General features: G+C 44.0%; 14 protein-coding genes. All 14 read right to left on the bottom strand.

The window, feature by feature from the left end; all coding sequences use genetic code 11:
• Nucleotides 1-1,302, bottom strand: coding sequence for an amidohydrolase (locus NSQ99_RS09520; RefSeq protein ID WP_340836312.1), 1,302 nt, complete (start codon nt 1,300-1,302; stop codon nt 1-3).
• A complete protein-coding gene (locus NSQ99_RS09515) occupies nt 1,283-1,939 on the bottom strand; it encodes a redox-sensing transcriptional repressor Rex (protein WP_251666558.1) in 657 nt (218 codons plus the stop codon). The genes NSQ99_RS09520 and NSQ99_RS09515 overlap by 20 nt, the downstream gene beginning before the upstream one ends.
• Nucleotides 1,940-4,819: an ATP-dependent DNA helicase DinG gene (gene dinG / locus NSQ99_RS09510; protein WP_340836311.1), complete on the bottom strand. Its 2,880-nt coding sequence runs from the start codon at nt 4,817-4,819 to the stop codon at nt 1,940-1,942.
• Nucleotides 4,820-4,835: 16 nt separating this feature from the next.
• Complete coding sequence (locus NSQ99_RS09505; protein WP_251666560.1) at nt 4,836-5,687, bottom strand: hypothetical protein; 852 nt, start codon at nt 5,685-5,687, stop codon at nt 4,836-4,838.
• 107 nt (nt 5,688-5,794) lie between these two features.
• Complete coding sequence (gene panD / locus NSQ99_RS09500) at nt 5,795-6,178, bottom strand: aspartate 1-decarboxylase (RefSeq protein WP_251666561.1); 384 nt, start codon at nt 6,176-6,178, stop codon at nt 5,795-5,797.
• The gene (gene panC, locus NSQ99_RS09495) at nt 6,171-7,061 is read right to left on the bottom strand and encodes a pantoate--beta-alanine ligase (RefSeq protein ID WP_251666562.1); all 891 of its coding nucleotides are present in this window, start codon (nt 7,059-7,061) and stop codon (nt 6,171-6,173) included. Before panC ends, panD begins: the two co-directional genes overlap by 8 nt.
• Nucleotides 7,062-7,068: 7 nt before the next feature.
• Nucleotides 7,069-7,992 carry a 3-methyl-2-oxobutanoate hydroxymethyltransferase gene (gene panB / locus NSQ99_RS09490; RefSeq protein WP_432806909.1) on the bottom strand — a complete coding sequence of 308 codons (924 nt, stop codon included), beginning with the start codon at nt 7,990-7,992 and terminating at the stop codon, nt 7,069-7,071.
• Between the two features lie 188 nt (nt 7,993-8,180).
• Nucleotides 8,181-9,158 carry a biotin--[acetyl-CoA-carboxylase] ligase gene (locus NSQ99_RS09485; RefSeq protein ID WP_251666563.1) on the bottom strand — a complete coding sequence of 326 codons (978 nt, stop codon included), beginning with the start codon at nt 9,156-9,158 and terminating at the stop codon, nt 8,181-8,183.
• Complete coding sequence (locus NSQ99_RS09480; RefSeq protein ID WP_340836310.1) at nt 9,151-10,485, bottom strand: CCA tRNA nucleotidyltransferase; 1,335 nt, start codon at nt 10,483-10,485, stop codon at nt 9,151-9,153. Before NSQ99_RS09480 ends, NSQ99_RS09485 begins: the two co-directional genes overlap by 8 nt.
• Nucleotides 10,486-10,498: 13 nt before the next feature.
• Nucleotides 10,499-11,671 (bottom strand): N-acetyl-alpha-D-glucosaminyl L-malate synthase BshA, encoded by a 1,173-nt coding sequence (bshA, locus tag NSQ99_RS09475; RefSeq protein WP_251666783.1) that lies wholly within the window; start codon nt 11,669-11,671, stop codon nt 10,499-10,501.
• A 27-nt stretch (nt 11,672-11,698) separates the two neighbouring features.
• Nucleotides 11,699-12,391: a bacillithiol biosynthesis deacetylase BshB1 gene (bshB1, locus tag NSQ99_RS09470; RefSeq protein WP_340836308.1), complete on the bottom strand. Its 693-nt coding sequence runs from the start codon at nt 12,389-12,391 to the stop codon at nt 11,699-11,701.
• The gene (locus NSQ99_RS09465) at nt 12,391-12,813 is read right to left on the bottom strand and encodes a methylglyoxal synthase (protein ID WP_340836307.1); all 423 of its coding nucleotides are present in this window, start codon (nt 12,811-12,813) and stop codon (nt 12,391-12,393) included. The genes bshB1 and NSQ99_RS09465 overlap by 1 nt, the downstream gene beginning before the upstream one ends.
• A gap of 33 nt (nt 12,814-12,846) precedes the next feature.
• Nucleotides 12,847-13,644 (bottom strand): 4-hydroxy-tetrahydrodipicolinate reductase, encoded by a 798-nt coding sequence (dapB, locus tag NSQ99_RS09460; protein ID WP_251666567.1) that lies wholly within the window; start codon nt 13,642-13,644, stop codon nt 12,847-12,849.
• A gap of 13 nt (nt 13,645-13,657) precedes the next feature.
• A complete protein-coding gene (locus tag NSQ99_RS09455; RefSeq protein WP_251666568.1) occupies nt 13,658-13,984 on the bottom strand; it encodes a nucleotide pyrophosphohydrolase in 327 nt (108 codons plus the stop codon).
• Between the last annotated feature and the right edge of the window lie 127 nt (nt 13,985-14,111).

Here is a 14,111-nt window from a genome sequence, read left to right as displayed (position 1 = left end):
CTAGGTTAACAATCGCTCAAAGCTAGCCTGAGCTTCGAAACGAATTTTCTCCTCGTCCATCGTTAACAATTGTCTATGCTTCACGAGCTGTTTTCCAGCTACCCATACATGCTCAACATCTCTACCACTTGCAGCATATACAACATGCGACACAAGATCTGTACGTGGGAAGAAGTGTGGCTGATCGATATTAAGAGCAATAAAGTCTGCAGCTTTCCCAGCCTCCAGAACTCCAATATGATCATGCCAGATCGCCTCAGCACCACGAGAGGTTGCAAGCTCAAGGGCTGTATAAGCAGGTACTGCAGTTGGATCACCTGATACGCCTTTGTGCAGTAAGGCAGCAGCACGAATTTCTTGGAACAGATCCATATTGTTGTTGCTCGCAACACTATCCGTACCTAGCGACAGCTTAACGCCTGCACGTAGCAGCTCAGGCACGCGAGCGACCCCACTTGCAAGCTTAAGATTACTAATCGGATTATGAGAAATTGATGCATTTAGCTCAGCAAGCTTTGTGATTTCCTCATCCGTCAAATGCACAGCATGCGCCAGCAAAGCTGGGCGTGTGAAGAAACCAAGCTTCTCTAAATGCTCAACAGGACGTGCACCATACTCATCTACATTTTGCTGAACCTCAGCTGCCGTTTCAGACATATGCGTATGTAACGGCAGATCATAATCATGAGCTGCTTGCACAAAACGCTCGATATATTGAGGCGGACACGTATAAGGAGCATGAGGAGCAAGCATCGTACGAATTCTACCGTTTCCTGCACCATTCCATTCTCTAGCGAATGCAACAGAGTTGTTAAGCTTTTCGTTCTGCTCTTCCTCTGAACATAGTCCGATTACACCGCGTGTTAGAAAGCCTCGTAGTCCTGCTTCGATCGTTGCCTCTGCAATGATTTCCATGCGATCGTACATATCTACGAACGTAGTTGTACCGCTTAACAGCATCTCTGCAATGGTAAGCTTGCCGCCCACTCTCGTATCCTGCTCTGTATATTTGGCTTCCATCGGCCACATTTTTTCAGCAAGCCATACTTGAAGGTTTTGGTCATCGGAATAACCGCGAAGCAAGCTCATCGCTGCATGACCATGCGTGTTAACAAGACCAGGCATAAACAATAGACCTTGGCCATTCACAACCTCACTGCCTGCTTGAAGTTCAGCACTAGGCTCTGCAGCCCCAACATACTGAATGATGCCATCTTCAACGATCATATGTCCTTGCAGAACCTGTGGCTGCTGTGCAGACATTGTAATAAATGCTCCATCCTTAATCCATAGACGATTCATCTTGGTCCTCCTCTTTATTGTTCAAATAATAGCCAAGGCTTAGCAGCTCCTTTGTAAAGTCCGCATGCTGCACTCGTACTTCCTCTGGAGCTCTTAAAATGGTTGGTGCAAAATTGAGGATACCTTCTATACCACCAGCTATAAGCATATTTGCTACGTTCTGAGCTTCCTGTGCAGGAACTGTAATGATCCCAATTCGTATATTTTGCTGCTGAATTGTTTCTGCAAGCTCTTCCATAGGCTGTACCGTTAAGCTGTTAATTTTCGTACCGATTTTTTGCTCCTGTGCATCGAATACAGCAACGATCTGCATATTGTCGTTGCTGTATTTATTATAATTACACAAAGCATGACCAAGATTACCCGCTCCGACAAGTGCGACCTTTATCGTGCGATTGATTTTAAGTATGTGACGAATTTTATCAATCAAGTAATCCACTTCATAGCCAATTCCTTTTCGACCGAAATCCCCAAAATAAGCGAGATCCTTCCGAATTTGTGCAGGATTAAACTCCAAGCGCGAGCCTAGCTCCTGCGAGGAGATCGTTTTAATTTCTCGAGCCTTTAGCTCATTGAGCACTTGTAGATAAATAGGCAGACGCTTAACTACAGCATCTGAAATTTTCACTTGCTTCATTTATTCAACCTCCTTCAACCATTGGTCCATTCGCTGTACCATTTGATCCGTATGCATCGTTTCAATCTTAGGTCCAGGCAATGAATACAGGAAATGCTTTCCGTAATAGGATTCAATAACTCGTGTATCATAAAGAATAACAATGCCTTTATCCGACGCTGTCCGTACAAGACGACCGAATCCTTGCTTGAAACGGATCACAGCCTGTGGAATTGAAAGCTTCATAAATGGATTTTTCTTCTGACGAAGCAGAAGCTCCGATTTCGCTTCGATTAATGGGTGGTTAGGCGGTTGAAATGGTAAGCGCACGATCGCCAAACATTGCAATGCTTCTCCTGGTATATCTACACCTTCCCAAAAACTGCTTGTACCAAGCAAAATAGAGGATTGCTGCTGTAGAAAACGTCTGGTCAGTTTTGTACGATTGTTGCTATCAATGCCTTGTCCTAAAACGGTAATATGCTTTGGCTCTAACAGCTCCTTCAGTGGATCATATACTTGCTTAAGCATACGATAAGAAGTAAACAAAACGAGCATTTTTCCGCCTAGCAGCAGAGCGTTATCATGAATCGATTGCACTAGCTTCTCTAAATAATCACTCGGAACGTTGGCTCCCTTAAGCACCGGAAAATCGCGTGGTATAATAACGAGCGCCTGCTTACGATAGTTAAATGGTGATTCAAGTATCACTTCATTCAGCCGATGTTCTTCCTCGTCTCCGTAGCTATCTAGACCAAGCTGTTCCTTTATATAGGTGAAGTTTTTCTGAATGGACAGTGTGGCAGATGTCATTACGACGCTTTCCTTCACGTCAAACAAATACTTTCTTAACAAGCCGCTTACATCTGTAGGTGAAGACATAAGCTGCAGTGAACGATGCTTGTAAGCCTGTGTCCCCTCTAACCAATAGACATAATCGTCGAGCTCAAGCTTAATAAACTGACGCAGCTCATCCTTCAAACGTTGCAGATCTCTCACTACGCCGTTCAAATCCGTCAGTAATCCAGACAATACTAAATCCTCATCAAGTCGTTCCTTCATATCAGAAGACATTTTCTCCAGCGCCTTAGAGAACCGATTCAACTGTAGATATACCTCTTGCTCACTTTCTACGATCTTTGTCCATTGCTCTGGAAGGTCATTGCGGCTCAATCGAAAAACAAGTCCCCCAGCCTGTTCAGAAGGTGCATCAGACGCTTGCTGGGCATGTTGAACAACAACGTCATATAGCGCTTCGAACAGTTGATCCCAATACTCCTTAATCGTCTGTAAACCAGGATACGCACTGTCAATCGTTTCATTCCAGGCAGCGGTATGGTCATCGCCCTCTTCAGCGATTTTCACACGTAGAGATGGAAGCAAACCGGTACGAGTATCTTTAAATAGCGAGCTCATTGCATGAATATACGAGAAATAGCTTACTTGGTTTCCAAGATGCTTGCTTGCTACCTCCTCAAGATGATGTGCCTCGTCCAGTACAAGGTAACGGTATGATGGCAATAGACGATGGTCCGCTTGAATATCTGTAAAAATCATCGAGTGGTTCGTAATGCAAACATCGGCAATATTAGCCTCATGCTTTGCACGATGATAATAGCAGCGCTTAAACCAAGGACAAGCGCGATTTAAGCATGAATCTGCATCACTTGATACCGTTCCCCAGAAATCCTGCCCTCTAAGACCAAGATTTAGCTCTTCCTGATCGCCATTCTCTGTTTCCGTCAGCCATACAACCATTTGTGCAGCAGTGATAGGATCATCAACTGGTGCAATAAAATCAAGCAAGTTAAGCTTGTGCTCAAATTTCCGCATACATAGATAATTGCTTCTACCCTTTAGAAGCGAGGCACGAATGGGAAACGGCAGTACTTCATTGAGCAGTGGAATGTCTCGATTGCGCAGCTGCTCCTGCAGGTTGATCGTATGCGTGCTTACGACGACCTTTTCTTCGGCCTGTATACCGTAATATAGGGAAGGAATGAGATAACCAAGTGATTTCCCTGTTCCAGTCCCTGCCTCAATTAGCAAATGCTTTTGCTTACTAAGTGCTTCATAGACCTCATCAAACATTTGCAGCTGTGGCTTTCTTTCCTCGTAATGCTCATAAAGCTCCCGAAAGCGCTCCTGCACATCGTTCATGTAGTCCTCAAAGCTTTTATTCTGCTCGAAGTAATCGTTGGCATGCTCGGCATCACGAACGGATGTCTCTTCTTGCCAAGGCTTCGCTTTCAGTGCAAATTGGCGATGATAATCGAACTCAGCAGATTCGAATACAACCCCCTGCTCCACGAGTCCCTCATTGTATCTCATAAACCACCCAATATCTTTACTCTCATCAAAAAATGAAGATAGCCGCTGCAGGGTGAGCAGCGGCAAGGAACGTAGCTTCTGAACACATTGAATGAAAATTTCAGCGGTTGCCATAGCATCAGCATCCGCCTGGTGGTGCTGCTCGTGGACAATGCCAAGCTGTTCAGCTGCAGTTCCGAGCTGATAAGAAGTAATCGATGGGAATAATATACGTAATAATTCCATAGTGTCTAACCGTCTTCCTGAGAAAGGCAGATAGCCACATTGATCTAAGGCATGATTTAAGAAGTTGGCATCAAAGCCAACATTATGAGCGACAAGAACGGCATCGTCGATTCGCGGAATGACCTCGAGCAAAGCGTCATTAATATCCGGTGCATCCTGCACATCCGCTTGCTGAATTCCTGTCAAATTCGTTATAAACAGAGGAATTTCAACAGTAGGCTTTACATATGTGCTGAATGTATCAACAATCTCTAGTTCGTCCGATACAACCACTAACCCAATTTGTATAATTTGGTCCAACACGCTATGGCCCGTTGTTTCCAAATCCAAAATGGCATATTTCATTCCTTTACCGTTCCTCTCACATACAGCACAGCTCTGTGCTTCCAAAATATAGTGATAGCTGTTTGAGCGATGCTTGCCTGCAGCTTTGCAAATTTTTAAGCGGATCCTCAAACTGTGGATACAGCTGATACGCTTTATTGAATAATAATTCAGCCTGATTCATATTCAGCTTAATTGCCTGAATACAGCCTAGCGCGTTGTAGCTTAGCGCGAGCCATTTGGGAAAGTCGCTTAATACAGAAAGCAGCTGAAACTGTCTTTGCGCTTCATTCCAGTTGCGCAGGTGCATTAAGCTCATTCCATAATATAGCCTTGCGATATTGCATTCAGGCTGCTCAGTAATAATCATATTCAATATTGAAGCTGCTTCTGCAAACATGAACAGCTTGTAGTAACCCTGAGCCTGATCAAGTGCAAGCTCATGCTCAGCGGAAACAAATAAATCACATTCATTACATAGTATACCATCGTTCTGCTGATCAATCGAATAAACATTTACATATGGCATTTCCTGCTCATGAACGTGCTCTTGCTCAGCTTGGATAGCCTCGTACAATAGTTGTTGTAGGCTTGTGTGATGCTGTTCCTGAGGCATTATGCTGGAAGCTGCAAACGGGCTGCTGCTAAGCTTTTCCTGCCTAACCTCATCTTCTGACTCCTCCTGCTCTTCAATGTCTCGATAAAGCTCGAAAAACAGAGCAATTTTCTCTTCGACAGCAACGTAATGATCCAGTATCTTGTCATTCGTTTCCTTAAGCTGTCCAATGGAATCACAGTAATCTTCTCTTTGATCTTCATCAGCATCCTTATAATGCTGTGTAATGTGGTCAAGAAGCTCATGCATGGATGAAAACAGTTCGTTGATCATACCGCATCCCGCCTTCTTTGATTAGTTGGAGTGTACGGTCATTTTTTGTTGAAAGCACTGTTTTCATTCAGCATGGCAGCTGTTACATAATGAAGGGATTAACTTGGTTACACGATTGTTGAATGAATTTCCTCATTCATATAATGAATGGGTTTATTGTCGCCATCCAGAACAACAATCGTTGGCTTATAATTATGCGCCTGCTCTTCCGTCATTAAGCTGTATGAAATAATAATAACTTTATCACCAGGCTGCACGAGACGTGCTGCTGCCCCATTCAAGCAAATAACACCACTGCCACGTGCACCTTTAATGACATAGGTTTCAAGACGAGCACCATTATTGTTATTAACGATCTGCACTTTTTCATTTTCGAGCAAGTCCGCAGCTTCCATAAGCTCCTCATCAATCGTAATGCTTCCTACATAGTTTAAATTAGCCTCTGTCACTGTCGCACGGTGTAGCTTCGATTTCATCATCGTTCTATACACGTTCGATCACCTCTTCTACTTGGAATAACGCATTGTCAATTAATCGTGTACTTCCGTATTTAACGGCAAGTGCAACGATAAAGCGTTGGCCGCTTGGTAGCTCCTGGAGCCTTTGACCTTTGGCAATAGGATGCAAGCTTGGATATTCTAGCAGCTCAACATAATCAATTTCACCAGTTGTTTGCTTTATATTATTCGTAATAAGCTCGATGCACTGTGCTGCTGTCATCACTTCGTTCAACTTAAGTGATTGAGCAAGCTCGCTTAACGATTGACTTAATACAGTAGCTTCAGTGCGCTGATTTGCATTCAAATAAACATTTCTCGAGCTAAGTGCCAATCCGTCCGGTTCACGTACGATTGGACATGGAACAATCGTCACATTCATATCGAGATCATTGACCATTTGCTCAATAACAGCAACCTGCTGGGCATCCTTCATCCCAAAATAAGCATGCTTCGGCTCAACAAGATGAAATAGCTTACTGACAACTAATCCTACACCATCAAAATGTCCAGGACGAGACGCGCCGCATAAGCGCTCTGTAACACCAGCTACCTTAATCGATGTAAGAGGCTTAGTTGGGTACATCTCCTCTACACTAGGTATAAACACGATATCGGTATGACATGATGCAGCTACCGCTAAGTCTCTTTCCTCATCACGAGGATATTTTTCTAAATCCTCATTAGGACCAAATTGCATCGGGTTAACAAAAATGCTTAATACGACAATATCATTTTCTTCTTTGGCAGCACGCAAGAGGCTGGCATGGCCATCATGCAAATACCCCATCGTCGGAACGAAGCCGATCGTTTGACCTTGCTCCTTCGCTTTTTTAATTGCCAGCTTTAGCTGCTGCTTTGTACGACATATATTCATAACCAGCTTACTCCTTTTCCGTGTCTGCAGCAGTTTTTCCGCTCCCATACAGTGAGTCTAGCGTACCTGCATCAGCTTGAAACACATGTGAAGCATCTGGGAAGTTTTTATTTTTAACATCACTAACATACATACCGATCGCTTCACGGATCGTACTGCCAATATCAGCATAAGTTTTAACAAATTTTTTAGGGAAAATTGGTGAAGAGTATTGCAATATATCATGATAAACAAGCACCTGACCATCACATCCACGGCCTGCACCAATTCCTATCGTTGGAATGTGCAGCTGCTCACTAATAAGTTTTGCAAGCTCTTCTGTTACAAGCTCAAGCACGATTGCAAACGCTCCTGCCTCCTGCAGTGCTAATGCATCATCCAGCAGTCGCTTCGCATCCCCTTCCAGCTTACCCTGAACCTTGTAGCCGCTTAGCTGATGAACCGATTGAGGAGTTAGGCCAATATGTCCCATCACTGGAATGCCTGCCTGCACCAGTGTACGGACATGCTCGCTAATACCGACGCCACCCTCTAGCTTAAGCGCCTGTACATGACCTTCCTGCATTAAACGCGCAGCATTGCTGCACGTATGCTCAAGGCTGACGCCATAAGTCATGAACGGCATATCTGCTACGATAAATGTATGCTCTGCAGCACGAGCTACAGCTTTTGAATGATGGATCATATCATCTATTGTGACTGGAATCGTTGTATCATATCCAAGTACAACATTACCTAAAGAATCTCCAACTAAAATAACATCTACTCCCGCTTCTTCCGCAAACTTCGCTGATGGGTAATCATACGCAGTAATGACAGAAATCGGGTTCCCTTCTGCTTTCATCTTCGACATGGCAGAAATGGTAAGTCTTTTTTTCAATTTTTTCAGCTCCTTTAGTTGTTGGTCACAGCAAAAAAACCTTTTAGCCATCGCTAAAAAGGTCCTCGAACGTAAAGGAAACGATTGCTAGTAATGCTTCCTTCTGTCTCGGTCCCTTCGGCTCTGAGCAGAGTGTGCATTCTAAAATTCAGTTTAGATACGTACACAATTACTAGTGCAGCTTCGCAATGAATACCGCCTAGTAGACCTAGTTTATCAGAAAATGTTTTATCCGTAAATTACTGCTTTACTTCACCCATCTCAGCAGAAAAAATTTCACGTTGTTCGCCATCCTCAAGCTCGACGATAATGGAACCGCGTTCCGTCAGCTTCAGAGGTATTGCATAGTAGCTTTCCTGTGAAGTTGTAATTAAGATAGACTGTCCTAAGGATATAGCATAGCTTTCCCACAGCTTAGCGATTGGTTCAAAGCCTTCGCTTTCATATTGCTGGAATAGCGCTTCCCATCTAAGCATGAAGGCTTGAATAAGCTTTTCTCGATCAACGGACTTGCCGAGCTCTATACGAAGGGAAGTCGCTTTTGTTAATAGCTCTTCGTCATAATCTTTCTCACTCAAATTTACATCTATACCCGTTCCGGCGATGACATATTTTAGACGCTGATCCTCAGCAACTGATTCTAGTAGTATGCCACACAGCTTTTTACCTTTATATAATATATCGTTAGGCCATTTAATTCCGACCTCAAGTGAAGTTATCGCACGAATTGCCTCCGTTAACGCAACAGCCGTTAATAATGTAAGCTGTGGTGCAAGCTGAATTGGCGTTAGCGGTCTTAGTATGGTACTCATCCACACACCCTTCCCATAAGGGGAATGCCAAGGTCGACCTAGTCGTCCCTTCCCTTGCAGCTGCTGCTCGGCAAGGACAACCGTCCCTTCAGGTGCTCCCTTCTCAGCTAGCTCGCGTGCCAAATGCTGCGTAGACGTTACAGCATGATGATATTCGATCGTATGTCCGAATCGATGCTTAACTAATGACTGTTGAACGTTTATAGCCTGTATAGGCTGTGGTACGAAAAGCAACCGATAGCCTTGCTTCGTCACTGCTTCAAATTCGTAGCCTAACGCTTCCAGCTTCTTGATCTGCTTCCACACGGCTGTTCGGCTTATGCCTAACGCCTCGCTAATTTTCTCCCCAGATACAAAGTCCTCTGAGGAGTTAAGCAGCTCAACAAGCCGTTCATGATTACTCATTGTATCGTCCACCTTCGAATTGATTTAAAACATATGTACGAATAGCTTCCTTGCTGTTAACCAGCCTGCCGCTCGCGACTTCAATGAATATATGCTTAAGGCATTCATTAATCCACGGTCCGGAGGGTTGACTACACCACGTGACAAGATCGTTTCCGCGTACAGCGAGTTGCTTTACATGTTGAATTGGTAGTTCTTCATGAAACTTTGCAACCTGACCGACCGCATCATACTCATTCATATACATGTGAAGAAATAGTTCTAAATGATGCATGGGATAGTGCAGCAGCTTGTCCAGCCACTGCTCCTTCCATGCTAGAAGCTCGCCCTTAGCAACACTTAGCTGCAGCTGATCCGCTTCGGCAATCCCAAGTTCAAGCTGATTGCCTGAATTCATACCCTGCATTGGCTGCAGAACCTGCTGCAGCCATTCATGAAGCTGCAATATATGATAGCAAGCCGCCTGAAGCTGCTTGCTTGTCCTAAGCGCCCGCATATCTTCTCTTGCTTGTTCACTGGATACAGCTAGGCTATGAAACAACACGGCCCAATTCATGCTTGTATCTCGATGATTCGGTAGCTTAAGCTCATCCTTTAGCGTTCCAGCAGCTATATGTAACCTATCCTTCGTATGCTGTAGCAACGAGCTTTCCGATAACAGCACAATACCATATATCGGATCATCGGCTTGTAGCAATCGTTCTAATTCATAAGCGACTCTTTCCATCGCAATATGCTTCATCAGCCCTGCTGCTTGCAACATCGCATCCCAGCATTCTTGATCAATACTTAGTTTATATGTAGTAGCAAAGCGAATCGCACGCAGCATTCGTAAAGCGTCTTCTTGAAATCGCTGCTCGCTTGAGCCCACCGTTTTCAAGATCCCTGCTTTCATATGCTCTAAGCCGCCATATGGATCATGCAGCTGCCACGTTCGATCAATAGCCATCGCGTTCATAGTAAAATCTCTCCGCATTAAATCCTCATGCAGATCATCAACGAAGGCGATGTCCATCGGACGTCTGTAATCCGTATAGCCCGACTCTTTGCGAAAGGTCGTTACCTCATAGCTTACGCCATCTACCCTAACGGTTACGGTGCCATGCTGCAAGCCAGTAGGTATGCTATTCGGAAACAGCTCCATTACCTGCTCTGGTCTTGCATTCGTTGCAATATCTATATCATGTAGTGGTCTCTCAAGTACCGTATCTCGTACAGCACCACCTACGAAAAAGGCAGAAAAGCCTGCTTGCAGAAGTCTATCTAGAACTAGACAGGCTTCCTTCATTGCAGGCTGAATAAGATGGAGTTGCAGTTGCAGCTTCATAGAGCCTCACCTTCTATGCACGACACATCGTAGACGTAAATGGCTTGATCTCTGATTCAAGCCCAAGTACTTTATAGTATATACTTTCGTATTCGTGCGTAATCCGATCATTACAGAATTCATTTCTAGCTCGTTCGATGCAAGCCTCAACGACTGAACGATATCGCTTTTCATCCTTCAACAATTCAATCGCATATTGACTCATCGCATCAACATCACCAATAGGCGCAAGATATCCTGTCTCGCCATGAGTGACAAGCTCAGGTATTCCTCCTGCTGTTGACCCAATCGTCGGTACACCACAAGCCATTGCTTCTAATGCAACTAAGCCAAAGCTTTCTTTCTCAGACGGTAGCAGCAGAATATCCGCCATAGATATGACTTGAGCGACATCCTCCTGTTTTCCTAAAAACAGCACCTTATCTTCAAGGCCTAAAGCTTTAACCTTACACTGAATTTTCGTTAGTTCAGGTCCTTCGCCAACAAGAAGCAGCTTTGCAGGTAGCTCCTGCTGTACTTTATCAAATATATCTAAAACATCTGACACACGCTTAACTGGCCTAAAATTAGAGATATGCATCAATATTTTTTCATGTGGTGCTGCATAGTCTCCTCTAAGCTGTGTTACTTCGCGAGGATAATATACACGCTTATCTACAAAGTTGTAGGTTAACTCAATCGGCGTTGTAATATCAAGCAGCTGTCTTGTTTCTTGAATGAGATCTTGCGATACGGCAGTTACGGCATCACTTTGGTGAATCGCTAGTCGGATTAGATCCTTTAACGACTCATCTTGTGCTAGCACAGTAATATCCGTACCATGAAGTGTCGTTACCGTTTTTAATCCATTATTAAGCATTTGCTTAGCAAGGTATGCACAGACAGCATGTGGTATAGCATAATGAACATGTATGAGGTCTAACTGCTGCATTTGTGCGACCTGTGCCATTTTACTAGCTAGGCTTAGATCATAAGGTGGGTAGCGGAACACATAATAATCATTGACCTCTACCTCATGGAAAAACACATTTTTATGAAACTTTCCTAGTCTAAAAGGCATGCTATGTGTAATAAAATGAATTTCATGACCACGCTCTGCGAGTAGCTTACCTAGTTCCGTCGCTACGACACCAGAACCGCCTAATGTTGGGTAGCATGTAATGCCAATCTTAAGTTTACGCGTCAGAGTGACGCACCTCCTGATCTGTAATTACTACAACGTCGTAATAGGATACGGTCCTTTAACGGTAAACCCTTCAGCATATTGCCAGCCCTTGGATTGAGCTAAAAGCGAGTCTCTAGCCTGAACACGCTCAATATACCCATTCGTTAAAGGTGTTGCTACTCCGTCACTCGTTGCAGCGACATTAAATTGAGAAGAATACGCGCGAAGAGCCTTCTCCTTCAGCTCGCTTTCCTCACTTATATTTATCATTAAAGATACGTTATGTACATCATTAATATAGTAGAACATCGTTTGCTCTACTTGCCAAGCTGATAGCTCTGGCATATATTTACGAAGCTTTGCGTTAAATACTGCCTCTTCTACAAGCTTGCTACACATCACATGATCGGGATGTCGGTCCTCCCAGTAAGGCGCAAAAACCAGTCGTGGTCTATAGGTACGAATCATAGCGACGATGGGGTCGATATGCTCTTTCGCTAGCCGTAGTCCTCGATCGGGCAGGCGTAAGCACGATCTCATAGATAGACCAAGCACCGCAGAGGCTTGGGCAGCTTCCTGCTGCCTTAGCTCTACGGTGCCGTTAGAGGACATTTCAGCTTGCGTAAGGTCACATATTCCAACTTTATAGCCGATCGATGTATGCTTAGCAATGGTACCACCCATGCCGATCTCAGCATCATCGGGATGAGCACCAAACACTAAAATGTCTAATTGCTCCATTATTGATCTACTCCCGGCTTATATTTGTGAACAAGCTCACGCCAAGAAAAATCCCCTCGCACTAGCGCCTTCACTAATAGCTCAGCAGTAGCTATATTCGTAGCGACAGGTATGCCTTGTACATCACATAAACGCAGTAGTGCAGTAATGTCTGGCTCATGCGGCTGAGCCATAAGCGGATCACGTAAAAAGACAATAAGATCCATTTCATTTTGCGCTACTAAAGCACCGATTTGTTGGTCTCCGCCTAGTGGACCGGAGCAAAAGCGCTGAATCTGCAAATTGGTTTGCTCCATAATTCTTGTTCCTGTTGTTCCAGTTGAATACAGCTTATGTGAAACAAAAGCCTGTTCATATGCAATAACAAAGTTAACCATTTCATCCTTTTTACGATCATGTGCAATAAATGCAATATTCAACATAATAATTCCTCTCTTCTGCTCCGAGATATAATGTTAGTCCATAATATGTTCAAACCCGTATACTAAACCGGTATAAGTCATTACTTTTTTAACGGCATGGTTAACGCCTGGCATATAACCAGCACGATCATACGAATCATGACGAATTTTCAATGTTTGTCCATCCCCGCCAAAGATAACTTCCTGTTGAGCAAAAACGCCTGGCAAACGTACACTATGAATACGGAAGCCTTCATAATAACCTCCGCGTGCACCTTCAATCGTTTCCTTCTCATTAGGGTTACCTTGACGCATCTCTTGTCTCGTCTCAGCAATAAGCTCTGCTGTTTTAATTGAAGTACCGGATGGAGCATCGAGCTTCTGGTCACCGTGATATTCAATAATTTCCACATGCGGCATATATTTTGCAGCTTCCTGTGCAAATTTCATCATTAAGATAGCTCCGATGGAGAAGTTTGGTGCAATGAGCCCACCTAGCTTATACTGCTCGCATAGCTGCTCTAGCTCTGTAATTTGTTCAGGTGTGAAGCCAGTCGTACCCATGATCGGTCGGATTCCCGCTTCGATCGAACGCTTCGCATGTGCATAGGCCAAATGAGGCGTTGTAAAGTCAACCATGACATCTGCCTGCACGCTGTCAATGACATCCTCGAATGAAGCTGCTACCGTGACACCCAGCTTGTTTACCCCGATGAGCTCTCCAGCATCCTTACCTGCATTGGAAGGAGAAACCGCTGCTACTAACTGAAGCTCTGGGTCGCCAGCAACCATCTTCACAACTTCCTTACCCATTCTACCGCTTGCTCCAATTACTGCTACTTTAATTGTCATTTGCTATTCACCTTTATTCCTTTTTAGTCCAGCGATCAGCATCGCGTGTGTTGAATTTATGCATCACTTTATCGTGAGCTTCAGTCAAATCAATATTTAGCGAATTGGCGAAGCAGTTCAAAATGAACAATATATCTCCTAGCTCCAGCTCGATGGAATTAGGTGCTTCATCAGCCTTCTTAGGCTTCTCACCATAAGAATGATTGACTTCTCTTGCTAGCTCGCCAACCTCTTCAGCAAGTCTTGCTACCAAGGCCAGTGGGCTAAAATAACCTTCTTTATATTGTGATATGTATTCATCAACTTCACGCTGAATTTGCGCGAGCGTTTTTTCAGCCATCGACTTCAGCATCCTTTCATTGCACATTCCAATTCTTATGTTACCGTAACACTATTAAGAAAACAATGTTTTTTGAAGCGAAAAGTAACGTATACTACAAGTACCAAAGCTAGAAAAGGAATGAACA

Origin of the sequence: Paenibacillus sp. FSL W7-1287, from assembly GCF_038004245.1 — a bacterium.
GTDB lineage: Bacteria > Bacillota > Bacilli > Paenibacillales > Paenibacillaceae > Pristimantibacillus > Pristimantibacillus camelliae.
This window is presented reverse-complemented; position numbering and strand designations above follow the sequence as displayed.

Bases quoted from the DNA above. Each gene is read 5' to 3' on its own strand.
- NSQ99_RS09505 (WP_251666560.1), bottom strand. From the start codon at position 5,687: ATGATCAACGAACTGTTTTCATCCATGCATGAGCTTCTTGACCACATT.
- bshB1 (WP_340836308.1), bottom strand. From the start codon at position 12,391: ATGGAGCAATTAGACATTTTAGTGTTTGGTGCTCATCCCGATGATGCT.
- panB (WP_432806909.1), bottom strand. From the start codon at position 7,992: ATGGCTAAAAGGTTTTTTTGCTGTGACCAACAACTAAAGGAGCTGAAA.
- NSQ99_RS09485 (WP_251666563.1), bottom strand. From the start codon at position 9,158: ATGAGTAATCATGAACGGCTTGTTGAGCTGCTTAACTCCTCAGAGGAC.
- panC (WP_251666562.1), bottom strand. From the start codon at position 7,061: ATGAATATATGTCGTACAAAGCAGCAGCTAAAGCTGGCAATTAAAAAA.
- NSQ99_RS09515 (WP_251666558.1), bottom strand. From the start codon at position 1,939: ATGAAGCAAGTGAAAATTTCAGATGCTGTAGTTAAGCGTCTGCCTATT.
- NSQ99_RS09520 (WP_340836312.1), bottom strand. From the start codon at position 1,302: ATGAATCGTCTATGGATTAAGGATGGAGCATTTATTACAATGTCTGCA.
- NSQ99_RS09480 (WP_340836310.1), bottom strand. From the start codon at position 10,485: ATGAAGCTGCAACTGCAACTCCATCTTATTCAGCCTGCAATGAAGGAA.
- NSQ99_RS09455 (WP_251666568.1), bottom strand. From the start codon at position 13,984: ATGGCTGAAAAAACGCTCGCGCAAATTCAGCGTGAAGTTGATGAATAC.
- dinG (WP_340836311.1), bottom strand. From the start codon at position 4,819: ATGAAATATGCCATTTTGGATTTGGAAACAACGGGCCATAGCGTGTTG.
- dapB (WP_251666567.1), bottom strand. From the start codon at position 13,644: ATGACAATTAAAGTAGCAGTAATTGGAGCAAGCGGTAGAATGGGTAAG.
- NSQ99_RS09465 (WP_340836307.1), bottom strand. From the start codon at position 12,813: ATGTTGAATATTGCATTTATTGCACATGATCGTAAAAAGGATGAAATG.